At 66.9% G+C, this 25396-nt stretch carries 20 protein-coding genes; 16 read left to right on the top strand and 4 right to left on the bottom strand.

The genetic code is table 11. The annotated features are described in order from the left end of the window. Positions 1 to 57 precede the first annotated feature (57 nt). From ACGHX3_RS11470 to ACGHX3_RS11450, 5 genes are all read left to right on the top strand, one after another. Positions 58 to 1698, top strand: a complete 1641-nt coding sequence (locus ACGHX3_RS11470; RefSeq protein ID WP_394695031.1) for a glucoamylase family protein — start codon at positions 58 to 60, stop codon at positions 1696 to 1698. Positions 1699 to 1779: 81 nt separating this feature from the next. Next, entirely contained in the window at positions 1780 to 3063 is a 1284-nt protein-coding gene (locus ACGHX3_RS11465) for a sugar ABC transporter substrate-binding protein (protein WP_394695030.1), read from the top strand. Further along, positions 3060 to 3944, top strand: coding sequence for a carbohydrate ABC transporter permease (locus tag ACGHX3_RS11460; RefSeq protein WP_394695029.1), 885 nt, complete (start codon positions 3060 to 3062; stop codon positions 3942 to 3944). Before ACGHX3_RS11465 ends, ACGHX3_RS11460 begins: the two co-directional genes overlap by 4 nt. Next, entirely contained in the window at positions 3941 to 4762 is an 822-nt protein-coding gene (locus ACGHX3_RS11455; protein ID WP_213602526.1) for a carbohydrate ABC transporter permease, read from the top strand. Before ACGHX3_RS11460 ends, ACGHX3_RS11455 begins: the two co-directional genes overlap by 4 nt. Positions 4763 to 4795: 33 nt before the next feature. After that, entirely contained in the window at positions 4796 to 7993 is a 3198-nt protein-coding gene (locus ACGHX3_RS11450; RefSeq protein WP_394695028.1) for a discoidin domain-containing protein, read from the top strand. Positions 7994 to 8302: 309 nt separating this feature from the next. Here the strand turns inward: ACGHX3_RS11450 and ACGHX3_RS11445 are convergent, their stop codons facing one another. The 3 genes from ACGHX3_RS11445 to glk all read right to left on the bottom strand — a co-directional run bounded on the left by ACGHX3_RS11445 (position 8303) and on the right by glk (position 12228). Continuing rightward, complete coding sequence (locus tag ACGHX3_RS11445) at positions 8303 to 8959, bottom strand: bifunctional 4-hydroxy-2-oxoglutarate aldolase/2-dehydro-3-deoxy-phosphogluconate aldolase (RefSeq protein WP_394695027.1); 657 nt, start codon at positions 8957 to 8959, stop codon at positions 8303 to 8305. Positions 8960 to 9076: 117 nt separating this feature from the next. Next, entirely contained in the window at positions 9077 to 10987 is a 1911-nt protein-coding gene (gene edd / locus ACGHX3_RS11440; protein WP_394695026.1) for a phosphogluconate dehydratase, read from the bottom strand. A gap of 233 nt (positions 10988 to 11220) precedes the next feature. After that, positions 11221 to 12228, bottom strand: a complete 1008-nt coding sequence (gene glk, locus ACGHX3_RS11435) for a glucokinase (protein WP_162337269.1) — start codon at positions 12226 to 12228, stop codon at positions 11221 to 11223. Positions 12229 to 12676: 448 nt separating this feature from the next. On the opposite strand from glk, the gene ACGHX3_RS11430 reads away from it, so the two are divergent. Next, entirely contained in the window at positions 12677 to 13759 is a 1083-nt protein-coding gene (locus ACGHX3_RS11430; protein WP_394695025.1) for an ABC transporter ATP-binding protein, read from the top strand. A 68-nt stretch (positions 13760 to 13827) separates the two neighbouring features. Here ACGHX3_RS11430 and ACGHX3_RS11425 read toward each other — a convergent pair whose 3' ends face one another. Beyond that, positions 13828 to 15030 carry an aromatic amino acid transaminase gene (locus ACGHX3_RS11425; RefSeq protein ID WP_394695024.1) on the bottom strand — a complete coding sequence of 401 codons (1203 nt, stop codon included), beginning with the start codon at positions 15028 to 15030 and terminating at the stop codon, positions 13828 to 13830. 274 nt (positions 15031 to 15304) lie between these two features. Here ACGHX3_RS11425 and smc point away from each other — a divergent pair, with 274 nt between their 5' ends. The 10 genes from smc (at position 15305) to ligA (ending at position 25381) form a co-directional block, all read left to right on the top strand. Further along, positions 15305 to 18808 carry a chromosome segregation protein SMC gene (gene smc / locus ACGHX3_RS11420; protein WP_394695023.1) on the top strand — a complete coding sequence of 1168 codons (3504 nt, stop codon included), beginning with the start codon at positions 15305 to 15307 and terminating at the stop codon, positions 18806 to 18808. A 42-nt stretch (positions 18809 to 18850) separates the two neighbouring features. Then, entirely contained in the window at positions 18851 to 19585 is a 735-nt protein-coding gene (gene zipA, locus ACGHX3_RS11415; RefSeq protein ID WP_394695022.1) for a cell division protein ZipA, read from the top strand. Positions 19586 to 19715: 130 nt separating this feature from the next. Next, positions 19716 to 20567 carry a hypothetical protein gene (locus ACGHX3_RS11410; protein ID WP_394695021.1) on the top strand — a complete coding sequence of 284 codons (852 nt, stop codon included), beginning with the start codon at positions 19716 to 19718 and terminating at the stop codon, positions 20565 to 20567. Between the two features lie 255 nt (positions 20568 to 20822). Further along, complete coding sequence (locus ACGHX3_RS11405; RefSeq protein ID WP_394695020.1) at positions 20823 to 21170, top strand: DUF2200 domain-containing protein; 348 nt, start codon at positions 20823 to 20825, stop codon at positions 21168 to 21170. A 29-nt stretch (positions 21171 to 21199) separates the two neighbouring features. Next, positions 21200 to 21424 carry a type II toxin-antitoxin system PemK/MazF family toxin gene (locus ACGHX3_RS11400; RefSeq protein WP_394695019.1) on the top strand — a complete coding sequence of 75 codons (225 nt, stop codon included), beginning with the start codon at positions 21200 to 21202 and terminating at the stop codon, positions 21422 to 21424. Positions 21425 to 21525: 101 nt separating this feature from the next. Then, the gene (locus tag ACGHX3_RS11395; RefSeq protein ID WP_394695018.1) at positions 21526 to 21870 is read left to right on the top strand and encodes a low molecular weight protein tyrosine phosphatase family protein; all 345 of its coding nucleotides are present in this window, start codon (positions 21526 to 21528) and stop codon (positions 21868 to 21870) included. Then, positions 21867 to 22226, top strand: coding sequence for a GFA family protein (locus tag ACGHX3_RS11390; protein WP_394695017.1), 360 nt, complete (start codon positions 21867 to 21869; stop codon positions 22224 to 22226). The genes ACGHX3_RS11395 and ACGHX3_RS11390 overlap by 4 nt, the downstream gene beginning before the upstream one ends. A 160-nt stretch (positions 22227 to 22386) precedes the next feature. After that, positions 22387 to 22638, top strand: coding sequence for an AbrB/MazE/SpoVT family DNA-binding domain-containing protein (locus ACGHX3_RS11385; protein WP_213602494.1), 252 nt, complete (start codon positions 22387 to 22389; stop codon positions 22636 to 22638). A 14-nt stretch (positions 22639 to 22652) separates the two neighbouring features. Then, positions 22653 to 23000, top strand: coding sequence for a type II toxin-antitoxin system PemK/MazF family toxin (locus ACGHX3_RS11380; protein ID WP_213602492.1), 348 nt, complete (start codon positions 22653 to 22655; stop codon positions 22998 to 23000). Positions 23001 to 23035: 35 nt separating this feature from the next. Continuing rightward, on the top strand, positions 23036 to 25381 hold the full coding sequence (gene ligA, locus ACGHX3_RS11375; protein ID WP_394695016.1) for an NAD-dependent DNA ligase LigA: 2346 nt from the start codon (positions 23036 to 23038) through the stop codon (positions 25379 to 25381). Positions 25382 to 25396 lie beyond the last annotated feature (15 nt).

The following is a 25396-nucleotide window of genomic DNA, read 5'->3' as shown; positions in this document are numbered from 1 at the left end:
TCTGACCGGCGGGTTTATTTGAAGCACCTCTGTAATCGGTTACAACGGGAAAACGTTTTGAACAAGATCACCCCGGCCTCGCGCGCGTCCTGGTTCATCGGCGTTGCGCTGACTCTGTTGATCGCCGGTTGCCAGAAGGCGCCGGAAGAGAAAGCGGCACCTGTCGCCTCTAAACCCGCGGCACCGGCCGTCGCCGCCAAGCCGGAGCCGCCGGCGAAGCCGGAGCTGCCGCCGCTGTTCCGCGACATCGAGCGCCGCACGTTCCAGTTCTTCTGGGATACCACCAACGAAACGAACGGCATGACGCCGGACCGCTACCCCTCGCGTCCGTTCGCCAGCATCGCCTCCATCGGCTACGCGCTCACCGCGTATCCCATCGGCATCGAGAACGGTTGGGTCAGCCGAACGCAGGCCGTCGATCGCACGCTGACCACGCTGAAGTTCCTGCGCGACATCCCGCAGGGCCCGCAGAAGGAAGGCAAGGGCGGCCACAAGGGCTTCTACTACCACTTCCTCGACATGAACACCGGGCAGCGCTTCAACACCTGGGTGGAACTGTCCAGCGTGGACACGTCGCTGTTGCTGATGGGCGTGCTGTTCGCCCAGTCGTACTACGACCGCGACGATCCGCGAGAGAGGGAGATCCGCTGGATCGCCGACACCATCTACAAGCGCGTCGACTGGACCTTCCTGCAGCAGAACAAGCCGCTGATCTCGATGGGCTGGTTCCCCGAGAGCGGCACCATCCCGCACGACTGGAAGGGCTACAACGAAGCCATGATGGTGTACATCCTGGCGATGGCTTCGCCGACGCATCCCGTGGGCCAGGACGCGTGGGAAGTCTGGACCCGCAGCTACAGCGAGCTGTGGGGCGTGTTCCAGGGACAGGAATATCTGACCTTCGCGCCGCACTTCGGTCACCAGTACAGCCACGTCTGGATCGACTTCCGCGGCATCCAGGACGCGTACATGCGCGAACGCGGCATGGACTATTTCGAGAACAGCCGTCGTGCCACGTACGCGCAGCGCGCCTACGCGACAGAGAACCCGATGAAGTGGAAGGACTACGGCGAGAACGTGTGGGGCCTGACCGCCTCCGACGGCCCGCAGCAGACCCTGCAGGAGTACCGCGGCGAACAGCGCCCGTTCCGCCACTACTCCGCGCGCGGTGCCGGCTTCCGCGAGAACTTCGACGACGGCACCATCGCGCCGACGGCCGCCATCGCGTCGCTGCCGTTCGCGCCGGAGATCGTCATTCCCGCGACGGAAGAGATGCACCGCCGCTATGGCGACTACCTGTACTCGAGCTACGGCTTCCTCGATTCGTTCAATCCCAGCTTTGACTACGACATTCCGCTGAAGACCGGCCGCATCGTGCCGGGCAAGGGCTGGGTGGCCAGCGACTACATCGGCATCGACCAGGGCCCGATCCTGGCGATGATCGCGAACTACCGGAACGACTTCGTCTGGAGCGTGATGAAGAAGAATCCGTACATCCGCGATGGCCTGAAGAAGGCCGGCTTCCAGGGCGGTTGGCTGGATGCGAAGGCGGGGCAGTCGTCTTCCGCAGGCAATGCGACAGCGCCCACCGCGCCTCCGGATCTCGATGCCGCTGCCGCGCGCGCGCTGGGTACCGCGGAGTCGCGCGCCAACCAGGCTTCGCAGCCCGAGGCGACGCGACCGCAGCAGCCCGAGTAAGCTGTCCGCATGGATCGGCGTGCGCCAGCAAGGGTCTCTCCGGCACGCATCAGGGTCTTCTCCGGTGGAAGGAGGGCCCTGGTGCGCTGCTGTTTCCTTGCGACCCTGATCCTCGCGCTTGCGCTCGTGGCGGGCTGCGCGCGCACGCAGGACGAACGCACCGTGGTGCGGTTCTGGGTAATGGGCTACGAAGGCGAGATCGTCGCGAAGCTGTTGCCCGAGTTCGAGCGCCAGCATCCCGGCATCCGCGTGGACCTGCAGATCGTGCCGTGGCTGTCCGCGCACGAGAAGCTGCTGACCGCCTTCGCGGGCGAGTCGCTGCCCGACGTCAGCCCGATCGGGAACACGTGGATTCCCGAGTTCGCAGCCCTCGGCGCGCTCGAACCGCTGGACGACGAGATCGCGGCCACGCCGGGCTTCGACCCGGCGGATTTTTTCCCCGGCGTGTGGGATACCGGCATGATCGAGGGCCGCACCTACGCAGTGCCGTGGTACGTCGAAACGCGCCTGCCGTTCTACCGCCGCGACATGCTCGCCAAGGCCGGCGTGAAGACCTTGCCGGTCAGCTGGGACGAATGGCGCGTCGCGATGCGCGAGGTGAAGCGCGTCGCGGGGCAGGGCAACTATTCGATCCTGCTGCCGCTCAACGAATTCGAACCGCTGCTGAGCCTGGCCATCCAGCAGCCCGAGCCGCTGCTGCGCGAAGACGGGCGCTACGGCAATTTCCGCAGCGACGGATTCAAGAGATCGCTGGGGTTCTACAAGGAAATGTTCGACCAGCAGTGGGCGCCGGTTGTCACCAACAACCAGATCTCCAATGTGTGGGACGAGTTCGGCAAGGGCTTCTATTCGTTTTACATCTCCGGTCCCTGGAACATCGCCAAGTTCAAGGAGCGCCTGCCGGCCGCGCAACAGAAGGACTGGATGACCATGCCGCTGCCCGGCCCGAACGGCGCCGGTGCTTCGCTGGCCAACGGCACCAGCTTCGTGGTGTTCAAGGACTCGCCGAACAAGGACGCCGCCTGGACACTGATCGCCTGGCTCTCGTCGCCTGCCGTGCAGACCGAATTCCATGCGCTGACCGGTGACCTGCCGCCGCGACGCTCGCCGTGGCAGACGCCCGCGCTGGCGAACGATCCGTATGCCAAGGCATTCCGCGAGCAGTTGGAACGCGCGGTCTCCACGCCGAAGGTGCCGGAGTGGGAGCGCATCGCGACCGAAATGCGGCTGGTCGGCGAGCAGGTCGCCAATGGCCGGCTGACGGTCGACCAGGCGGCCGAGGAACTGGATCGCCGCGCCGACCGCATCCTGGAAAAGCGTCGTTGGATGCTGGACCAGGCGGCCAAGCCGGGAGCCGCGCCATGAGGTCGAAGCATTCGCTCGCCGGCTGGCTGTTCGCCGCGCCCGCGCTGACGGTCATCGTGGTGTTCTTCGGACTGCCCGTGCTGGCCGCGCTGGCGCTGAGCCTCACCGATTTCGACATCTACGCGCTGGCCGACATCGGCAACCTGCGTTTCGTCGGCTTCGACAACTACATCGGACTGCTGCAGAACCCGATGTTCTGGAAGTCGCTGGGCAACACGGTGTACTTCGTCGTGGTCGGCGTGCCGCTGTCGGTGGCGCTGTCGCTGGGCGCAGCGCTGCTGCTGCATTCGAAGCTCGGCCGCTTCAAGGGCTTCTTCCGCACCGCGTTCTTCGCACCGGTGGTGACCACGGTCGTTGCGGTCGCGGTGATCTGGCGCTACCTGTTCCACACCAAGTACGGCCTGGTGAACTGGGGCCTGTCGTGGGTGGGCATCGATCCGGTCGACTGGCTGGGCGATCCCACCTGGGCCATGCCGACCATCATCCTGTTCGCGGTGTGGAAGAACTTCGGCTACAACATGATCATCTTCCTGGCCGGCCTGCAGAGCATTCCGGAAGACCTGTACGAGGCCGCGCGCATCGACGGTGCTTCGCGCTGGGCGCAGTTCCGGCATGTGACGCTGCCACAGTTGGGTCCGGTGCTGCTGCTGGTCGGCATCCTGACCATGGCCGGCTACTTCCAGTTGTTCGCCGAGCCGTACGTGATGACGCAGGGCGGTCCGCTCGAGAGCACCAAGAGCGTGCTGTACCTGATGTACGAGGAAGGCTTCAAATGGTGGAACCTCGGTAACGCGTCCGCGGTGGCCTTCCTGCTGTTCCTGCTGATGACGGTCGTGACCAGCGGCCTGCTGTGGTTCGCGCGCAAGCGGGGCGTGGAATGAACCAGCGTCTCGCCGCCATCGTCGTCAATGCGCTGCTGGTCGCGCTCGCCGTGGTCAGCCTGGGGCCGCTGCTGTGGATGCTGTCGGTGTCCTTCATGCAGACCGGCGAGGCCGGCCACTTCCCGCCGCCGCTGCTGCCGTCCGCGCCCACGCTGGACAACTACCGCGAGCTGTTCGTGCGCGCCGGCATGGGCCGCTACCTGGCCAACAGCTTCATCGTCTCGACCAGCGTCATGCTGCTGTCGCTGCTGTTCAACACCATGGCCGGCTACGCCTTCGCCAAGCTGCGCTTCAAGGGTCGCGACCGCACCTTCCGCGCCCTGCTGGCGGCGCTGGTGATCCCGGCACAGGTGGCGATGATGCCGCTGTTCCTGCTGCTCAAGCAGATGGGCCTGGTGAACACCTATGCGGGTGCCATCGTGCCGGGCATGGCGGCGATCTTCGGCATCTTCCTGGTGCGCCAGTACGCGCGTTCGATCCCGGACGAACTGCTGGAGGCCGCGCGCATCGACGGCGCCAGCGAGGCGCGCATCTTCTTCCAGATCGTGCTGCCGGGCCTGAAGCCGATCCTGGTGACGCTGGCGATCTTCAGCTTCCTCGGCGCATGGAACGATTTCATGTGGCCGCTGATCGTGTTGAGCGACGACGCCCTGCAGACCCTGCCGGTCGCGCTGGCGGGCCTGTCGCGCGAACACGTGATGGACTACGAACTGATGATGGCCGGGTCGGTCGTCACCATCCTGCCGGTGCTGCTGCTCTTCCTCGTGCTGCAGCGCTACTACATCCAGGGCCTGTTGCTGGGCAGCGTCAAAGGCTGACCCGGAGCGGATCATCGTGGAGCTCGAATCACCATGAACATCGAACCGTCATTCCCGCGCAGGCGGGAACCCAGCGACGTTGCATCCCGCAAGGCTGCACTGGCCTGCAGCGCACTGCTTGCGTGCGCCACGTCCGCGTTCGCCGCACAGGACGGCGTCCGCGTCCTCGACGGCTTCGATGACCCGTCCACCTGGCGCGTGGTCACCTCCAACCAGGTCAGCGGCGCGCTGCGCGTGGTCGATGGCGTGGACGGCAAGGCGATGTGCCTGGACTACGACTTCAATGGTGTGTCCGGCCATGCCGCTATCCAGCGCGACCTGCCGATGGAGTATCCGGCGAACTACCAGTTCGGTTTCCAACTGCGCGGCGACTCGCCCCGCAACGACCTGCAATTCAAGGTCATCGATGCCAGCGGCGACAACGTCTGGTGGGTCAACCGGCCGAAGTATGAGTATCCGACGGTGTGGACGCCGGTGCGCTACAAGCAGCGCCACATCGACAAGGCGTGGGGGCCGGACCCGGATCGCGTCTTGCGCAGAAGCACGAAGCTTGAGTTCACCGTCTACAATAACGCGGGCGGCAAGGGTTCTGTCTGCTTCGACCAGCTGACGTTCCAGCCGTTGCCGGTCGACGACGGCACGCCGCTGACGGGCAGGGCCAGTGCCTCCGTCGCGTTCCCGGCTGGCGCCGCGGCGTTGGCTATCGACGGCAAGGCGGATACGGCATGGTCCGCCGACCTGCACGGTGAGAAGGATCCGCAGTTGACGCTGGACCTGGGCAAGCTGCGCGAGTTCGGCGGCCTGGTGCTGCGCTGGAAGCCGGAGCAGCATGCATCGGACTATCTCGTGCAGCTGTCCGACGACAGCGTTCGCTGGCGCGATGCACGCACGGTGGTCGATGGCAATGGCGGCAACGACTATCTCGCGCTGCCGGAATCGGAAGCGCGCTATGTGCGGCTGACCATCGGCGATGGTCCAGGACGTTCGTTCGCGCTGGCCGAACTGGAAGTGAAGCCGCTGGCCTTCGCCGCGCATCCCAACGATCTGATCAAGGCGATGGCGGCGGAGTCGCCGAAGGGCTGGTTCCCGCGCGGTTTCAGCGGCGAGCAGCCGTACTGGACCATCGTCGGCCTCGACGGCGGGCGCGAGCAGGGTCTGATCGGCGAAGACGGCGCCATCGAGATCGCCAAGGGCGGCATCAGTGTCGAACCGTTCGTGCAGGTCGATGGGCGCTGGATCGGCTGGTCGGACGTGCAGGCAACGCAATCGCTGCAGGACCGTTATCTGCCGATGCCGACCGTCGCATGGAAACACCCCGACTTTGCGCTGGCGACCACCGCGTTCGCCGCCGGCAAGCCTGGCGACTCACGCGTCGTCGCGCGACATCGCTTGACCAACACCGGCACGACGTCGCGCGAGTACGTGCTGGCGCTGGCCGTGCAGCCCTGGCAGGTCAATCCGCCCAGCCAGTTCCTCAATACGACCGGCGGCTTCAGTCCGATCAACGATCTGGCGGTGCGCGATGGGGTGGTCAGCGTGAACGGCCGCGCCAGCCTGCGCTTCGCCACGCCCGATGCGGCGCTGGCGTCGCGCTTCGACGAGGGCCTGATACGCGAGCGCTTGGCGACGATGGGCGACACCGTCGACGGGACAGCCGTGCAGGTGGCTGGCGAGTCGACCGGGCTGGCGTCCGCCGCCGTGCTGTACCGAATCACGCTGGCGGCCGGCGAAAGCCGCGACATCGACTGGGTGGCGCCGCTGGAAGGCGCGCTGCCGGCGAAGATCGACGCCGCGCGCGACCAGCAGGCCACCGCGGCGATGTGGCGCGGCAAGCTCGGCGAGATGAAGCTGCAGGTTCCGGCCGAGGGTCAGGCGGTTGCGGATACCTTGCGCACGGCGCTCGCGCACATGCTGATCTCGCGTATCGGCCCGCGCCTGCAGCCGGGCACGCGGTCGTACTCGCGCAGCTGGATCCGCGACGGCGCGATGATCTCCGAAGGCCTGCTGCGCCTCGGGCGCCCCGAGGTCGTCAAGGAGTACGTCGAGTGGTACGCCCCATACCAGTTCAAGAACGGCAAGGTGCCGTGCTGTGTCGACGACCGCGGCAGCGATCCCGTGCCCGAAAACGACAGCCATGGCGAGCTGATCTTCAATGTCGCCGAGTACTACCGTTATACCGGCGACAAGGCCTTCCTGAGGAGGATGTGGCCGCACGTGCAGGGCGCCTTCGCCTACATGGAAGAGCTGCGCCTGAGCGAGCGCACCGAAGCCAACCGCGCGGTCAACGCCGCGTTCTACGGCATGATGCCGGCGTCGATCAGCCACGAAGGCTATTCGGCCAAGCCCATGCATTCGTACTGGGACAACTTCTGGGCGCTGCGCGGCTACAAGGACGCGGTGGAGGTGGCCGACGCACTCGGCCAGACGGCGGAATCGAAGCGCATGGCCGCCTCGCGCGACCAGTTCCGCGACGATCTCTACGCCTCGCTGCAGGCGGCGACGAAGCTGCACGGCATCACCTATCTGCCCGGTGCGGCGGAGATCGGCGACTTCGATCCCACCTCCACGACCATCGCGCTGGCGCCGGGCGGCGAGCAGGGCAAGCTGCCGGCGGACCTGTTGCACGGCACCTTCGAGCGCTACTGGACCGAGTTCGTGCAGCGCCGCGACGGCCAGCGCGAGTGGAAGGACTACACACCGTACGAATGGCGCAACGTGGCGGCGTTCGTGCGCCTCGGTTGGCGCGAGCGTGCGTGGGACGTGCTCGATTTCTTCTTCAAGGACCGCGCGCCGCAGCCCTGGAACCAGTGGGCGGAAGTGGTCTCGCGCACGCCGCGCACGCCGTTCTTCGTCGGTGACCTGCCGCATGCCTGGGTAGCGTCGGACTTCGTCCGCTCGGCGCTGGACATGTTCGCGTACTCGCGCGAACTCGATGACAGTCTGGTGCTGGCCGCCGGCGTGCCGGCGACGTGGCTGGACGGCGAGGGCATCGCCATCGATGGGCTGCGTACGCCGAACGGCGTGTTGGGGTATTCGCTGCGCAAGACCGGCAGCGAGGTCGTGCTGGAAGCGAAGGCGGGTTTGAAGTTGCCGCCCGGTGGCCTGGTGTTGCCGTGGCCGTACAAGGATGCTCCCGGCGAGACGCGCATCAACGGCAAGCCGGCGCAGTGGAAGGACGGCGAGCTGCGCATCACCACGTTGCCGGCGAAGGTCAGTATCCGCACGCGCTGACCGCTGCGTAGAGCGGAGCTTGCTCCGCTGCTTCCATGACAGGGATCGCGTATGCGCTACTTCATGAGCCGAGCAAGCTCGGCTCTACGTCGCGTCGCGGGGCGGAAACGACGAAGTCTGGCGCTGGACCTGACGTGGCGTGATCCAGTGTGGGAGCGACGTGAGTCGCGACCGTAGAACCTCAGCGTCCTGCAGTCCGGCAACAGCAGAACGAGCACGATGCCATGATCGGCAGCGACTCTGCCGCGCCTCAACACAAGGGAGCATCACTTGCGCGGTCGCGACTGACGTCGCGCCTACATGAGAACGTCAGCCGCGCACGCGCTGCACGATGCCCGCCGCCTTGGCCGAGCTCTCGGTGACCTTGTCCCACTCGCCGTTGTCGAGCCAGCCCTTCGGCACCATCCACGAACCGCCGATGCAGATCACGTTCGGCTGCGACAGGTAGTCGGCCGCCGTGTCCTCGGTGATGCCGCCGGTCGGGCAGATCTTCAGTTCCGACATCGGGCCGGCGAGGCCCTTCAGCATCGCCAGGCCGCCGACGGCGGTGGCGGGGAACAGCTTGCACACGCGAAAGCCGCGCGCCATCAGCGCCAGCAGTTCGGTCGGCGTGGCCGCACCAGGCACCACCGGGATGTCGGCGGCGGCCAATGCATCCGCCAGCGCAGGTGGCGTGCCCGGCGTGACCAGGAAGTCGGCGCCCGCATCGATGGACTGCTTCATCTGCTCGGTGGTCAGCACCGTGCCAGCACCGATCACGATGTCCGGCAGTTCCCTCTTCAGCATCGCCAGCGCTTCCATCGCGACCGGCGTGCGCAGCGTCAGTTCGATCGCCGGCAGGCCACCTTTCAGCAGCGCCTCGGACACCTTGCGGGCCTCATCGAGCGTGTGCACGGTGACGACCGGCAGGATGCCGGCGGCGCGGAGGAGGGATTCGGCTTTCTGCTGGCGGGCTTCGATGGTCATGGGAGCAATCGGAATTCGTGTTGTGGGAGCGACGTGAGTCGCGATCGATGTCAGGTGGAAGCTTCGCGACTTACGTCGCTCCCACAGGAGGGAGGTCCGAGCAGGTCTGCATCCAGATTACGCATCCTTCGCCTCATGCGGCGCCTCGGCCGCATGCGCGGCGTCGCCCAGTTCGTACTCGGCATCGTATTCCCAGGTGCCGTCGTGGTACGGCAGGCCGCAGGAGATCGACATCGCACCGCGGTCGGCGGGCGTCACCACGTCGCGGCTCACCGCGAACAGGTTGCGGCCCAGGTCCAGCGCGGAGGGTGAGGTGTTCGGCGCGATTTCTCGCGCCGCCCACTCGGCCGCATCGACCAGCGCTTCGAGCGTGCCGGCTTCCGCGTCGAGGCGGATGATGTCGCCCTCGCGCAGCTTCGCCAGCGGACCGCCACGCGCGGCTTCCGGGGTCAGGTGGATGGCGGCGGGAATCTTGCCGGATGCACCGGACAGGCGGCCGTCGGTCACCAGCGCCACGCGGCGGCCCTGGTTCTGCAGCAGGCCGAGCAGGGGGGCGAGCGAATGCAGCTCCGGCATGCCGTTCGCACGCGGTCCCTGGTAGCGCACGACGGCGACGAAGTCGTGCGGCAGCGCACCGGCGGCATGCAGCTTGTTGAGCGCGCGCGGATCGTCGACGACGACGGCGGGCGCTTCGATGAAGCGGTATTCCGGCTTCACCGCCGAGGTCTTGATCAGCGAACGGCCGAGGTTGCCGCGCAGCAGGCGCAGGCCGCCCTGTGCTTCGAACGCGCGCGACACCGGACGTGCGACGTCTTCGTCGGCGCTTTGCGCGATGCCGGGCGCATAGGCGAGCTTGCCGTCCTGCAGGCGCGGCTCGTCGCAGAACGCGCGCAGGCCGCCGGGCACGATGGTGGTGATGTCATGCATCAGCCCCGCATCGAGCAACTCACGGAACACGAACTGCGTGCCGCCGGCCGCGGCGAAGCGGTTCACGTCGGCCTCGCCGTTCGGATACACGCGTGCGAGCAACGGCACGGTCTGCGACAGCAGGTCCATGTCGTCCCAGGTCAGCACGATGCCGGCCGAGCGTGCCACCGCGATCCAGTGGATGGTGTGGTTGGTCGAACCGCCGGTGGCCATCAGCGCGGCCATCGCGTTGACAATGGCGCGCTCGTCGATCAGGCGACCGATCGGCCGGTAGTCGTCGCCGAGCGCGGTGATGGCGAGGGCACGTTCGGCGGCGGCGCGTGTCAGCACATCGCGCAGCGGCTGGTCGGGGTTGACGAACGACGTGCCCGGCAGCTGCAGGCCCATCGCTTCCAGCAGCACCTGGTTGGAATTGGCGGTGCCGTAGAACGTGCAGGTGCCGGCCGCGTGGTAACTCGCGGCCTCGGCTTCCAGCAGTTCCTCGCGGGTGGCTTCGCCGGCGGCGTAGCGTTCGCGTACCGCGGCCTTTTCCTTGTTCGGAATGCCGGGCGTCATCGGACCGGCCGGCACGAACACCGCCGGCAGGTGGCCGAACGCCAGTGCACCCATCAGCAGGCCGGGCACGATCTTGTCGCAGACGCCGAGGTACAGCGCGGCGTCGAACATGTCGTGGCTCAGCGAGATCGCCGTGGCCTGCGCGATGACGTCGCGCGAGAACAGCGACAACTCCATGCCCGGGCGGCCCTGCGTCACGCCGTCGCACATCGCCGGCACGCCGCCGGCGACCTGCGCGGTGGCGCCGAGATCGCGCGCGACCTGGCGGATGATCTCCGGGTAATGCTCGAACGGCTGGTGCGCCGACAGCATGTCGTTGTACGCGTTGATGATGCCGAGATTGGGCGTGACGTCGGCGCGCAGCCGGCCCTTGTCGGTCGGACCGCACGCGGCGAAGGCGTGAGCGAGATTGCCGCAGCTCAGGCGCGAGCGCTGCGGACCGTCGCGGTGGACGGCGTCGACGCCGTCGAGGTAGGCGCGGCGCAACGGGGCGCTGCGCTGGCGGATGCGTTCGGTGACTTCCTGGATGCGGGGGTGCAGGCTCATGGGCGTAGGGCTAGGCTGCAGACGCTGTCATTCTGCATGGCGTGGCGATGGGAGCCGTGATGCGCGGTCTTCCTGCAACTCCAGCGCGTGGAGGGGAAGGGCGGTGAACGACGGCGACGGCATGATGCTTTCTACTGCTTTTGCGGCAGGCGCGAAAGCGACCAAAGCCAGACCAGTCAACGGCTTGCGACGCTTCGTGTGTTGCGTTGCAGCGCGTATCTGCGCAAAAAACACTAGGCGTGCGCGGCGCTTTTGGGTCCGAACCGTTCGACCGCGTACGCCGCCGCACCGAGCAGGCCGGGACGCGGATGCATGTTCGCCAACGTCGGCACGCGACCCATCGCGGGCGAGAAGCGGCCCTTGTGTTCGAAGCGCTGTCGGAAGCCCGAATGCTGCAGCGAGGTCAGCAGTTTCGGCACCAGTCCGCCGGTGAGGAACACGCCATCCCAGGCGCCGGTGGTGAGCACCAGGTCGCCGGCGATCGCGCCGAACACCGCGCAGAACACGTCCAGCGTGCGCACGCAGCGCGGATCGCCGGCGGCGGCGCGCGCGGTGACGTCCTTCGGTTCGATCGGACCACCCGGATCCTCGCCGGCGATCTCACTGAGCGCGCGGTACAGGTTCACCAGGCCGGGGCCGCAGATCAGGCGCTCGTTGGAGACGCGTCCGAACTGCGACGACAGGATGTCGAGGATGCGGATTTCTTCCGGCGTACCGGGCGGAAAGCTCACGTGGCCGCCTTCGGTTTCCAGCGGATACGCACGGCCGTCGCGGATGATCAGCGCGGCCACGCCCAGGCCCGTGCCCGGGCCGATGACGGCGTAAGTACGCGATTCGCTGAGCGGCGCGGGGCGCCACTGCGCACCGCCGATCGCCACGACATCCTTCGGCGTCAGCAGCGACACCGCCATCGCCTGCGCGGCGAAGTCGTTCACCAGCTTCAGGCCCTGGAATCCCAGCGCCTGCCGCGTGCGGTTCACCGAAATGACCCACGGGTGGTTGGTGATGCGCGCTTCGTCGCCATCGACGCGGCCGGCGACGGCGAACACGCCGTTCTGCGCCGTCGCGCCGGTTTCATCCAGGTAGTGCTGTGCGGCGTCCGCGAGCGACGGGAAATCGGCGACCACGAACTCGCGCACGCTGTCGTCCAGCAGCGGCACGGCGGCGGACGTATCGGCCAGCGCGAAGCGCGCATTGGTGCCGCCGATGTCGGCGAGAAGGACGCGATCGGCGTTGCTCATGCGGCGGACATCCTGTCCGGTGCGGGCCTGTTCGATGCGGGGTGGCTTCCAAAACGTGTCCGCTGCATTCGCCTGGTCGATCCTGTGCTGCAGTGAGAGGGCCACATCGCGTGGGCGGCGCATGATAGCGCGCACCTGCACCGACGGCGTGCAAGCCCGCACGCGCATGCGCCATCCGTATACGTATGCGTCATTCCGGAATAGGTGGCCGCGAGCGCGGTGGAGTGGATGGTCGTAGGGCAGGGCATGGATGGCATGGCGGGTGCGGGCGTTCCGTGCGGTATCGGTGCACGGAACGCTTGCGTCGTGAAAACGGTTACATGGCAGAATAGCGCAGCGGCCCGGGCCACGGAACGGGACGCGGCATGCTCGTCCGCACGGGCCTGCCTGCCCCCGGGAGGGCCGGGCCGCAGCGAACACACACGGGCCTCGCCCGACCGGAGCAATGATGGCCAGCGTCAAACTCGACCGCGTGCGCAAGGTGTACGACAACGGCCAGGTGGCCGTGCACGGGGCCAGTTTCGAGATCGCCGATGGCGAACTCATGGTGCTGGTCGGTCCGTCGGGCTGCGGCAAGTCGACGCTGCTGCGGATGATCGCGGGGCTGGAAGAGATCACCGACGGCAACCTGCTGATCGGCGAGCGTCGGGTCAACGACGTGGCACCGAAGGATCGCGACATCGCGATGGTGTTCCAGAGCTATGCGCTGTATCCGCACATGACGGTGGCCGAGAACCTTGCCTTCGGCCTGAAGCTGCGCGGCGTGGCGCGCGCGGAGATCGACCAGCGCGTCAACGCGGCCGCGGAAACGCTGGGCATGACCCACATGCTGGGCAAGCTGCCGCGCGAGATGTCCGGTGGACAGCGCCAGCGCGTGGCGCTGGGCCGGGCGCTGGTGCGCGAGCCGTCGGTGTTCCTGCTCGACGAGCCGCTGTCGAACCTCGACGCCAAGCTGCGCCATTCCGTGCGCACCGAGATCGGTCGCCTGCATCGCCAGCTGGGCGCGACGATGATCTACGTGACCCATGACCAGGTCGAAGCGATGACGCTGGGCCAGCGCATCGTGGTGCTGAAGGACGGCGAGATCCAGCAGATCGACACGCCGATGGCGTTGTACGAGAAGCCGGCCAACCTGTTCGTCGCCGGCTTTCTCGGCAGTCCCGCGATGAACGTCCTCTATGGCACGCTGCGCCAGGAGGAAGGTATGCACCTGGCGCTGGATGGCGGTGGCCAGATTCCGCTGGGCCATGCCGCCATCCCCGATGGCTGGATGGGACGGCGCATCGCGCTGGGTATCCGGCCGGAGCACCTGCAGCCGGCGGGCATCGGCAAGGCCGCGTTCGAAGCGCACGTCGACCTGGTCGAGCCGGTGGGCAACGAAGTCTTCGTCAACCTGCGCTTCGTCGGCCAGCCGCTGGTGGCGCGCATGCCGCCGCAGGTACTGCCGGAACCGGGGCAGGGGTTGCGCGTCACCGTCGAGAACGCCGTGCTGCACTGCTTCGACCCGGACAGCGGCCTGCGCCTGGGCTGAGGCTGCCCGGCACCGCAAAGAAAAAGGGAGGCCATGGCCTCCCTTTTCGTACCTCCTGGCGACGCGGATCAGCCGCGGCTGACCGTGCGCACCGCCTCCGCGACGTACGCCAGGTTCTGCTGGTTCAGCGCGGCCACGCAGATGCGCCCGGTGCCGACGGCGTAGATGCCGAACTCGTCACGCAGCCGGTCCACCTGTGCCTTGCTCAGGCCGGAGTACGAGAACATGCCGGCCTGCTGCTGGATGAAGGCGAACTCCGGTGCGCCGAGGGCGGCCAGCTTGTCCACCAGCCCGGCACGCAGGGCGTGGATGCGTTCGCGCATGCCGCCCAGTTCGCTTTCCCACAGCGTGCGCAGCTCGCTGCTGGCCAGCACGCCGGCGACCAGCGCCGCGCCGTGTGTCGACGGACTGGAATAGATGGTGCGGATGATGCGCTTGACCTGCGACTGCACGGCCTTGGTCGCCGCGGCGTCCGGACCGACCACCGAGAGTGCGCCGACGCGCTCGCCATAAAGCGAGAACGACTTGGAGTACGAGTTGGCGACGATGAAGCTGTCGATGCCGGCCCCGGCGACGATGCGCACGGCCGCACCGTCTTCCGCGATGCCCTTGTCGAAGCCCTGGTAGGCCATGTCGATGAAGGGGAACAGCCCGCGGTCCTTCATCAGCGCCGCGACCTGCGTCCACTGCTCGACCGTCAGGTCGGCGCCGGTGGGGTTGTGGCAGCAGGCGTGCAGCAGCACGACGGTGCCCGGCTTCAGCTGGCCCAGGTCGGCCAGCATGCCGGCGAAGTCCAGGCCATGCGTGGCGGCATCGAAATAGGTGTAGTCGACGATGTCGAAACCGGCCGCGCCGAACACCGCACGGTGGTTTTCCCAACTCGGATTGCTGATCGCGATGGTGGCGTGCGGCAGCAGCTTCTTCAGCAGGTCCGCGCCCACGCGCAGCGCGCCGCTGCCGCCGACGGTCTGGGTGGTGGCCACGCGGCCGGCGGCGACCAGCTCCGAATCTTGGCCGAACACCAGCTCGCGGGTGGCCGCGTCATAGGCGGCCAGGCCGTCGATCGGCAGGTAACCGCGCGGTTTGCCGGCGGCGGCCAGCGCCTGTTCCACCTGGCGGACGCAGTCGAGCAGGGGAATGCGGCCCTGCTCGTCATAATAGATGCCGACGCCCAGGTTGACCTTCTGGGTGCGGGGGTCAGCGTTGTAAGCCTCGGTCAGCCCCAGGATGGGGTCGCCGGGCACCAGTTCGACGGATGCAAAAAGAGACACGGAGTGGGGACCGTTGTTAGGTGAGGGAGGGGGTGAAGCCGCCCGCGATGCTAACAGGCGCGCGCCCGCGCCGTACGCCGCCAGCCCGTCTGCGTACGGCGCCGCCGGGCCCGGGCATACGGTGCCACGGGCGGCTATACTCATCCGTTGGCGTGCCAGATGGCAGGCCTGATTGCCCTTAAATCAACACGTTGGCAGTCGAAGCTGATCCCATTTCACACTAGCGGCAGCGCGTCGGACCGGTCCGGTCGCGGTGCCCGGAAGACACCGTCGCATGCGCCTTTCCACCATCAAGCTGTCCGGCTTCAAGTCGTTCGTCGATCCCACCGTGCTGCACCTGCCGACCAACATGACCGGCGTGGTCGGCCCGAACGGCTGCGGCAAGTCGAACATCATCGACGCCGTGCGCTGGGTGATGGGCGAGAGTTCGGCCAGCCGCCTGCGCGGCGATTCGCTGACCGACGTGATCTTCTCCGGCTCCGCCGCGCGCAAGCCGGTGTCGCAGGCCTCGGTCGAGCTGATCTTCGACAACAGCGACCACACCATCAGCGGCGAGTTCGCCGCCTTCAACGAAATCTCGGTCCGGCGCCTGGTCAGCCGCGACGGCCAGAGCAACTACTACCTCAACGGCACCAAGTGCCGCCGCCGCGACATCACCGACCTGTTCCTCGGCACCGGCCTGGGTCCGCGCAGCTACTCGATCATCGAGCAGGGCATGATCAGCCAGATCATCGAGGCGCGCCCGGAAGACCTGCGCGTGTACCTGGAGGAGGCCGCCGGCATCTCCAAGTACAAGGAGCGCCGCAAGGAAACCGAAACCCGCATCCGCCACACCCGCGAGAACCTCGATCGCCTCAACGACCTGCGCGAGGAGATCGGCAAGCAGCTCGAGCACCTCAAGCGCCAGGCCAAGCAGGCCGAGCAGTACAAGGCCCTGCAGGAAGAGCGCCGGGTCAAGGACGCCGAGTGGAAGGCGCTGGAATACCGCGGCCTGGACGGCAAACTGCAGGGCCTGCGCGAGGCGCTGGCGCAGGAAGAGACCCGGCTGCAACAGCTGATCGCCGAACAGCGCGAAGCCGAGCGCCTGCTGGAGACCGACCGCGTGCGCCGCGAGGAAGCCGCCGACGGCCTCAACAAGGCGCAGGGCGAGGTTTACCAGGTCGGCAGTACGCTGGCCCGCATCGAACAGCAGATCCAGCATCAGCGCGAACTCGCCGATCGCCTGAAAAAGGCGCGCGACGAGGCGCACAACGCACTGCAGGAACTGGGCCAGCACATCAGCGGCGACGAGACCCGTCTTAACGTCCTGCGCGAATCGGTGGCCGACGCCGAACCGCAGCTCGAACAGCTGCGCGAGGAGGATGTGTTCCGCCAGGATGCGCTGCGCGAGGCGGAGGCCGCACTGGCCGACTGGCAGCAGCGCTGGGAAACCCACAGCCGCGACTCCGCCGAGGCCTCGCGCGCTGGCGACGTCGAGCGCACGCGCGTCGACTATCTCGACCGCCAGTCGCTGGAAGCCGAGCGCCGCCGCGAAGCGCTGGCCAATGAGCGCACCGGGCTGGACCTGGACGCGCTGGCGTCCGCGTTCGAGCAGCTGCAGCTGCAGCACGACACCCAGAAGGAATCGCTGGAGACGCTGACCGAGCAGGTCGAGGCGCGCAAGCAGGGCGCCGCCGACGTGCAGGAACAGCAGCGCGGCACGCAGACCGAACTGTCCGACGTGCGCAAGCGTGCGCAGGAAGCCCGTGGTCGCCTGTCGTCGCTGGAAACCCTGCAGCACGCCGCGCTGGGCCAGGAGCAGGGCGCCGCGATGAGCTGGCTGAAGGCGCGCGGCCTGGACAACGCCTCGCGCGTGGGCGAGAAGCTGACCGTCGAGCCGGGCTGGGAAAACGCCGTCGAAGGCGCGCTCGGCCAGCTGATCGAAGGCGTGCTGGTCGATGCACCCGAAGCGCTGGTCGATGCGCTGGGCGAACTGGGCGACGGACGCATCGCCCTGGTGTCGGACGACCGCAGCGACGTCGCGTTCGCGCCGACCTCGCTGGCCGCGAAGGTGCAGGGTCCCGCCGCGATCCGTCGCCTGCTGGCCCGGCTGCACACGGCCGAGGATCTCGGCGAAGCGCGCCGACTGCAGTCGCAACTCGGCGACGGCGATTCCGTCATCACCCGCAACGGCGAGCGCCTCGGCGCCGGCTGGGTGCGCGTGCTGCGCTCCGGCGCGGCCAAGCAGGGCGCACTGCTGCGCGAACGCGAGATCCAGTCGCTGCGTGGCGAAATCGAAACGTTGCAGGCGCGCGAAGCCGAACTGGAAGAACGCCTGGCCAGCCTGCGCGACCAGTTGCTCGCTGCCGAGCAGCAGCGCGAAGACGCCCAGCGCACGCTGTACATGGCGCACCGCGGCGTCTCCGAACTCGCCGGCCAGCTGCAGAGCCAGCAGGGCAAGGTGGAGGCCACCCGTACCCGCCTGGAACGCATCGATGGCGAGCTTGCGCAACTGGTCGAAACGCTCGACGCCAGCCGTGAGCAGGCCCGCGAAGCCCGCACGAAGCTGGAAGACGCGGTCACCCGCATGGGCGACCTCGAATCCGCCCGCCAGGCGCTGGAAGCCGAGCGCCGCCAGCGGGTCGACGCCCGCGACCAGGCCCGCGAAGCCGCCCGCACCTCGCGCGATACCGCGCATGCGCTGGCACTGACGCTGGAATCGCAGCGCACGCAGATCGTCTCGCTGAGCCAGGCGCTGGACCGCATGGGCGGCCAGCGCGGCCACCTGGATTCACGCCTGGAAGAACTCACCCTGCAGCTGAGCGAAGGCGATTCGCCAGTGCAGGAGCTGGAAGCCCAGCGCCAGGCCGCGCTGGAACACCGCGTCACTGCCGACCGCCAGCTGGCCGAGGCGCGCTCGCTGCTGGAAGGCATCGACAACGATCTGCGCAAGTACGAACAGACCCGCCAGCAGCGCGACGAACAGGCGGTGGCCCAGCGCGAGCGCATCTCGCAACGCAAGCTCGACCAGCAGGCGCTCGCGCTGAAGGCCGAGCAGTTGTCCGAGGCCGTCGTCGCCGGCGGCTTCGTGCTGGACGATGTCATCAACACGCTGCCCGAGGTCGCCGACATCCGCGAGTGGGAGCAGGCCGTCACCCAGATCGACGGCCGCATGCGCCGGCTGGAGCCGGTCAACCTGGCTGCCATCCACGAGTACGGTGAAGCCAGCCAGCGCTCGGAATACCTGGATGCGCAGCACGTCGACCTCACCACCGCGCTGGAAACGCTGGAAGAAGCCATCCGCAAGATCGACCGCGAGACCCGCGGCCGCTTCAAGGACACCTTCGACCGCGTCAACGCCGGCGTGCAGCAGCTGTATCCGCGCCTGTTCGGCGGCGGCCACGCCTATCTGGAACTGACCGGCGAAGACCTGCTCGATACCGGCGTGGCCATCATGGCGCGCCCGCCGGGCAAGCGCGTGTCCAACATCTCGCTGCTGTCCGGCGGCGAGAAGGCGATGACCGCGGTGGCGCTGGTGTTCGCCATCTTCCAGCTCAACCCCGCGCCGTTCTGCCTGCTGGACGAAGTCGACGCGCCGCTCGACGAGGCCAACGTCGGCCGCTTCACCAACATGGTGAAGGAGATGAGCGAGAAGGTGCAGTTCCTGTTCGTGTCGCACAACAAGGCCACGATGGAAGCCGCACACCAGCTCAGTGGCGTTACCATGCGGGAACCCGGTGTCAGCCGCCTGGTGTCGGTGGACCTCGAAGAGGCCGCCCGCCTGGCCGGCGCCGCCTGAGCCTGACACCCCCTTACATTCCACCTTGCCGGAGAATTCCCTGTGTCCGACATGGCCATCCTGCGAATCGGAATCCTCGTCGCCGGCGTCCTGCTGTTGGCGGCGATCTTCCTGTTCGGCCGTCCCAAGAAGCCCAGCCAGGGCCGCCGCATCGAGACCACCGAGCGCGACAACGCGCGCGTCGAACCCAGCCTGTCGGGCGACGACGCCAGCGAGCAGGTGCAGGACTACAGCGACCACCGCGTCAGCCAGCCCGAGCTGGGACTGGCGGGCGGCACGCCGGTCGCCGGCGTGGAGAGCGACCTGGGCAAGCGGCCCAACCAGGATTTCGACAAGATCGTGTCGCTGTACGTCGCGGCCAAGGCCGGGCAGGTGCTGCGCGGCGAGGACATCGTGGTAGCGGCCGAGAAGACCGGCCTGACCTTCGGCCACATGAATGTCTTCCACCGCCTGGTGGAAGGGCATCCGGAACGCGGCCCGGTCTTCAGCATGGCCAACATCATGCAGCCGGGCAGTTTCGACATGGCCAACATCCGCACGCTGGAAACCCCGGCCATCGCGTTCTTCCTGACGCTGCCGGCGCCGATGACCGCCCTCGAGGCGTGGGAGAAGCTGGTGCCCAACGTCGAGCGCATGGCCGAACTGCTGGGCGGCGTGGTCCTCGACGACAGCCGCAACACCCTCGGCCGCCAGCGCATCCAGCACATCCGCGAGGAGCTGCGCGCCTATGACCGCCAGCACGAAGCACCGCCGCTGACGAAGGCGCCGCGGTGGTGAGGTTCGACGACTGCCTCGTCCTCATGTAAGAGGCATCGCAACAGGAAAGGGCTTCCGCTAAACCTCCTGCAGGCGTTTGCGCTGAATACGAGGATGTCTCTCCCGAGTGATCAGAAGCACAAGGAAGGCTATGAAGTTTCTGACTAGGCAGCAGATTCAGCTGTACTTTGATCGTGTCGCCACGACGCTCGACGAACTGTCGCCGCATATGCGGTTGGCTCGTCATCCAACGAGAGACGCCGACTCCTACGACTACGCGACTCTGCTAACGATGGGACCTGAGGCAATCATTGCGCCTATGGAAAGGCTCCAGCCGAAGGCGCACGCCGCGCTGATAGCACTCAATCCAGAATTGCTGGTTTGTGAGCTAACGAGTACCGGTCAGAGCCGCATACAGACTTGGACAAATGATGCATTTCTCGGTTCTGGAGAGCGCTATTTCCGTATCTCGGCCAATTTTCGTGACGACTCGATTGCCTCGGCTGGCGAAAAGATTGTGTATTGGTTTCGCTACATGTCACTGCCTCCGGAAATCTCGAAAGCGTATTACTGGCATTCGAAGGGCATGGAGGTAATCCACGAACTTCCGAGTAATCCCCATCAGAGCCGTGGGTTGCCCGCGAAGCTGGATGTATGGCTGCGCGCCGACCAGGTTGGTCGTTGGAGTAAAAAGCAACTTGACGAAATCAAGGTATCCCTCGAAGCGGTCGCCGATAAGGACGTGGCGCCACGCAAAGATGGACTTGTCTGGAAGTCGTTCGCTTGCGTGCTAGATAGTCGGGAGCAGGACGCTGATGACAATACCGGCGACCTTCTTTTCGTGCAGGAACGCAGCTCGTCGCAACGAGTTTTCCACGTGCATGATGGGAATTTCGGCGCAATCCGCCAAGTCGTTGACCCGGTCAAACTATTCGACGAGTACGTCGCTTGGGTATTCTCCGGTGGTTCTGGGCGCTTCGATTTCCGTGCCTACAGCGCATAGGTTGGGGTGAGCGCAGCGAAGCCCAAGGTCGCACGCATTGGTCAGGCGCGTCATCGGATCGAGTTCGCGTGTTGGGGTTCGCTTTGCTCACCCCAACCTATAGTATCCATGCCGGCCAACATAGTCCGTAGGATGGGTGGAGCGAAGCGATACCCATCACATGCCATGCAAGCCAGAGCGATGGGTATCGCCTGCGGCTCAACCCATCCTACGATTGCTGTCCACCGTTCTGTGCGTGTGTATGTAGGAATGACGATGACCGGCCACCGCATCTTCACCACCTCCTTCGCCAGCGTGTATCCGCTGTACGTGCAGAAGGCCGAAAGTAAGGGCCGGACGAAGGCCGAGGTCGATGAAGTCATCCGCTGGCTGACCGGTTACGACCAGGCGGGACTCGAGCGGCAGATCGGGGCGAAGAAGGACTTGGAGACCTTCTTCGCCGAAGCCCCGCAACTCAATCCGCACGCAGCGTTGATCAAGGGCGTGGTCTGCGGCGTCCGTGTCGAAGACGTTGAAGATCCACTGATGCAGAAGATCCGCTACCTCGACAAGCTGGTGGACGAACTGGCAAAGGGGAAGGCGATGGAGAAGATCCTGCGCTGACGTCGTGCCGATCGCGTATCGGCACGGTCGTGGTCTGTGCCCTCAGCTCCAATCTCCATCGTGTCTCCGAACCCGGCGTCGTCCTGCTGGACGCGGGAGCTTACGGGTTGGCCAGGCAGAGCGTGGTGATCGCGTCGCAGGTGTCATCCCTCTACAAGCACCGGCTTGGTGATCTCATAGGTCGGTTGGACGGCGCGCGTGTGGACCAGATCGTGGCCGCATTGCGGTTCCTGCAAACCTCCTTCCAGCGCTGACCTGGCGAGACGGCGGGCTTGAGCCCGCCCTACGTACCCGTCGGCTGCGCCACGTAGGGTGGGCCTTGGCCCACCGCCTCGCGATCCCGCACACTGCCGCCATGCCCCGCAACCTCCTCTTCATCTGCACCCAGAACCGTCTGCGCAGTCCGACCGCGGAGCAGGTGTTCGCCGAATGGCCGGGCGTGGAGACGGCCTCGGCCGGTTTGGGCAACGCTGCGGAAGTGCCGGTATCGCCCGAACTGCTGACGTGGGCGGACACGGTGTTCGTGATGGAGAGGGTGCATCGCAGCCGGCTGTCCGCGAAGTTCAAGCGCCACCTCAACGGCAAGCGGGTGATCTGCCTGGATATCCCCGATGACTATGACTTCATGGATCCCATGCTCATCAGGCTGCTGAAGCAGAAGGTCGCGCGTTTTCTTCCCGCCAACGTGGTGACCTCATGAGCCGCCCCCTTCAGACCTGGACCGGCAGCTGCCACTGCGGCGCCATCCGCTTCGAGATCGACACCGACTTCCCCGAGCTGACGCAGTGCGACTGCTCGATCTGCCGCAAGAAGAACGCGCTGATGGTGAAGGTGCACGAAAGCGCATTCCGCCTGCTCGCCGGCGCGGATGCGCTGGCCGACTACCAGTTCCATACGCACACCGCGCACCACCACTTCTGCAAGCTCTGCGGCATCTACCCGTTCCACCGCAAGCGCGTCACCCCGAACTACTACGGCATCAACGTCTACTGCCTGGACGGCTTCGACCCTGCCGGCATCCCGGTGCGGATGACGGTCGGCGCAGGTATGCCATAACCGCACCGCGATCAGCGGCGAGTGATTCGACTGGCATCGCGTTGGGAGATGGTCGCTCAGCAATCATGTGCGTTGGAGCGATCAGGAAGGTGCTGCTTGCTTGCAGGATCAGGGGGGAGTAACGTAGTTTTACCGCAGTAAAACTTGATCGGGCGCCGTCATGTCCTGTACCGCTGTCCTCCGCCAGTCCGGCGGCTCCATTATCCTCTCCATTCCGAAGGCCATCGCCAGCACCTTGGCCGTCGAGGCAGGTTCGATCGTGGAGTTGATGGTGGAAGGCCGCACCCTGACGGTGTCGCCGGCACGCAGGTCGCTCGCGGATCGTTTGGCTGCCAGTCCCGCCACGCCCTCCGCATGGAACAGGGATGAAGCGTGGCTTGAGGATGAGCCGGCCGGGCGCGAATCGCTCTAGGAGGAGCGGGCATCATGGGCAAGGGAATCCCACAACGCGGTGACATCCTGGAACTGAGCCTGGACCCGACACAGGGGCGCGAGATCCGCGGCGCCCGTCCCGTGCTGGTGCTGTCTGCCAGCGCTTTCAATCAGGCCTCAGGCCTGCTTCTGGTGGCTCCCATTACGCAAGGCGGTCACGCGGCCCGTGCGAACGGATTCAGCGTGACGCTGATGGGCACGGGGCTGCGTACGCAAGGGATCGTCCTGTGCGACCAGACGCGAACCGTGGACGCGCGAGCGCGTACCTTCAAACGGATCGAGAAGGCGCCGGAGGGTCTTGTGCAGGAAGCATTGGACGCGGTGCGCGCGATCCTCGAGTGACGCTCGCACCCCATCGCGGCCGGTAGAATCGCGCCATGGAACCCGCTGCCCGCATCGCCGACCTCCGCCGCCAGCTGGAGGACGCCAACTACCGCTACCACGTGCTCGACGAGCCCAGCATCCCGGACGCCGAGTACGACCGCCTGCTGCGCGAGCTGGATGAACTGGAGGCCGCCCATCCGGATCTGGTCACCGCCGATTCGCCCACCCAGCGCGTCGGCAACGCACCGGCTGGCAAGTTCGCCGAGGTCCGGCATGCCATTCCCATGCTGTCGCTGGGCAATGCCTTCAGCGACGAGGAAGTGCACGACTTCGTAAGACGCATCGCCGAGAAACTGAAGCGACCCACGCTGCAGTTCTCCGCCGAACCCAAGCTGGACGGCCTGGCGATCAGCCTGCGCTACGAGGACGGCGTCTTCGTGCAGGGCGCCACCCGCGGCGACGGCGCCACCGGCGAGGACGTCACCCCCAACCTGCGCACCGTCAAGGCCATCCCCTTGAAGCTGCGCGGCAAGGACTGGCCGGCGCTGCTGGAAGTGCGCGGCGAGGTCTACATGCCGCGTGCGGAGTTCGAGACGTACAACGAACACGCCCGCCTGCATGGCGGCAAGGTGCTGGCCAATCCGCGCAACGGTGCCGCCGGCTCGCTGCGGCAGTTGGACCCACGCATCACCGCGCAGCGGCCGCTGGCGTTCTTCGCCTACGGCACCGGCCTGGTGGAAGGCGGCGAGCTGCCGGATTCCCACTCCGCCACGCTGAAGCAGCTGCGCGCCTGGGGTTTTCCGGTCAGCAGCCTCAGCGAGGTGGTTGAAGGCGCCGAGGGCCTGCTCGACTACTACCGCCGCATCGGAGAAGCACGCGATGGCTTGCCGTTCGACATCGACGGCGTGGTCTACAAGCTGGACGACGGGGAAGGGCAGCGCGAGATGGGTTTCGTCTCGCGTGCGCCACGCTGGGCGATCGCGCACAAGTTCCCGGCGCAGGAACAGGCGACCACCGTCGAGGCCATCGAGATCCAGATCGGCCGCACCGGCGCCGCCACCCCGGTCGCGCGGCTGACGCCGGTGCATGTGGCCGGCGTCGTCGTCACCAACGCCACGCTGCACAACGCCGACCAGATCGCGCGGCTGGACGTGCGCGTGGGCGACCACGTGATCGTGCGGCGCGCCGGCGACGTCATCCCCGAAGTGGCCGGCGTGATCCTCGACCGACGCCCCGACGGCACGCAGCCATGGCAGATGCCGACGCGCTGCCCGGTGTGCGGTGCCGAGATCGTGCGCGAGGAAGGCGAGGCGGTCTGGCGCTGCTCGGGCGAACTGAGCTGCCCGGCCCAGCGCAAGGAATCGCTGCGCCACTTCGCCTCGCGCCGCGCGATGGACATCGAAGGCCTGGGCGACCGCTATATCGAAGACCTCTCCGACCTGGGGTATCTCGCCTCCGTCGCCGACCTCTACAAGCTGACGCTGGAGGATCTGCTGGAGATGAAGCGGCAGGTTGACGTCCGTGAGGGCACCACGCCCGAGACCGTCAAGGCCGGCAAGGTGGCGACCAAGTGGGCCGAGAACCTGATCGAGGCCATCGACCGCAGCCGCCGCACCACGCTGGAGCGTTTCCTGTTTGCGCTCGGTATCCAGCATGTCGGCGAGAGCACGGCCAAGGCGCTGGCTGTGTGGTTCGGTGACCTGCAGCGCATCCGCCACCTGCCGTGGCCGCTGTTCAAGCGCGTGCCCGACATCGGCGGCGAAGTGGCGCGCTCGCTCGGCCATTTCTTCGACCAGCCCGGCAACCAGCAGGCCATCGACGACCTGCTGGCGCGTGGTGTCGTCATCGGCGACACGCATGCGCCCTCGGGCAAGCTGCGTGCCGGCCTGGACCTGGCGACGCTGCTGGTCGACCTGGAGATTCCCAAGGTGACCCGCGTGCGCGCGGAACAGCTGGCCTCGGCGTTTCCGTCGGTTGACGCGCTGCTCGATGCGCCCGCGCACAACTTCGTCACCGCCGGCCTGCCGAGCGATTCGGCGAACGCCTTCGCCGCGTGGCTGGAAGATGAAGCCAACGCGAAGCTGCTGACGCGCAGCGGTGCGGCGCTCGACGAACTGCTGGCGAACACGCCGGACGACGTCGGGGTCTCCGCCGGCCCACTCGATGGCAAGACCGTCGTGCTTACCGGCGGCCTGGCCGCGATGAGCCGCGACGAGGCCGGCGAGAAACTCGAAGCCCTCGGCGCCAAGGTGGCCGGCAGTGTGTCGAAGAAGACGCACCTGGTGGTGGCGGGTGAAGCGGCGGGCTCCAAGTTGGCGAAAGCACAGGAACTCGGCATCGAGGTCTGGGACGAGGCGCAGTTGCTGGCGTTTCTGGCGCAGCACGGGAGTGGCGCGTGAGTCGCTGGCGGCCAG

It is taken from the genome of Pseudoxanthomonas japonensis (assembly GCF_043632995.1).
GTDB classification, from domain to species: domain Bacteria; phylum Pseudomonadota; class Gammaproteobacteria; order Xanthomonadales; family Xanthomonadaceae; genus Pseudoxanthomonas_A; species Pseudoxanthomonas_A japonensis.
The sequence above is the reverse complement of the archived record's forward strand: the minus strand, read 5'-3'. Positions and strand labels throughout refer to the sequence as shown.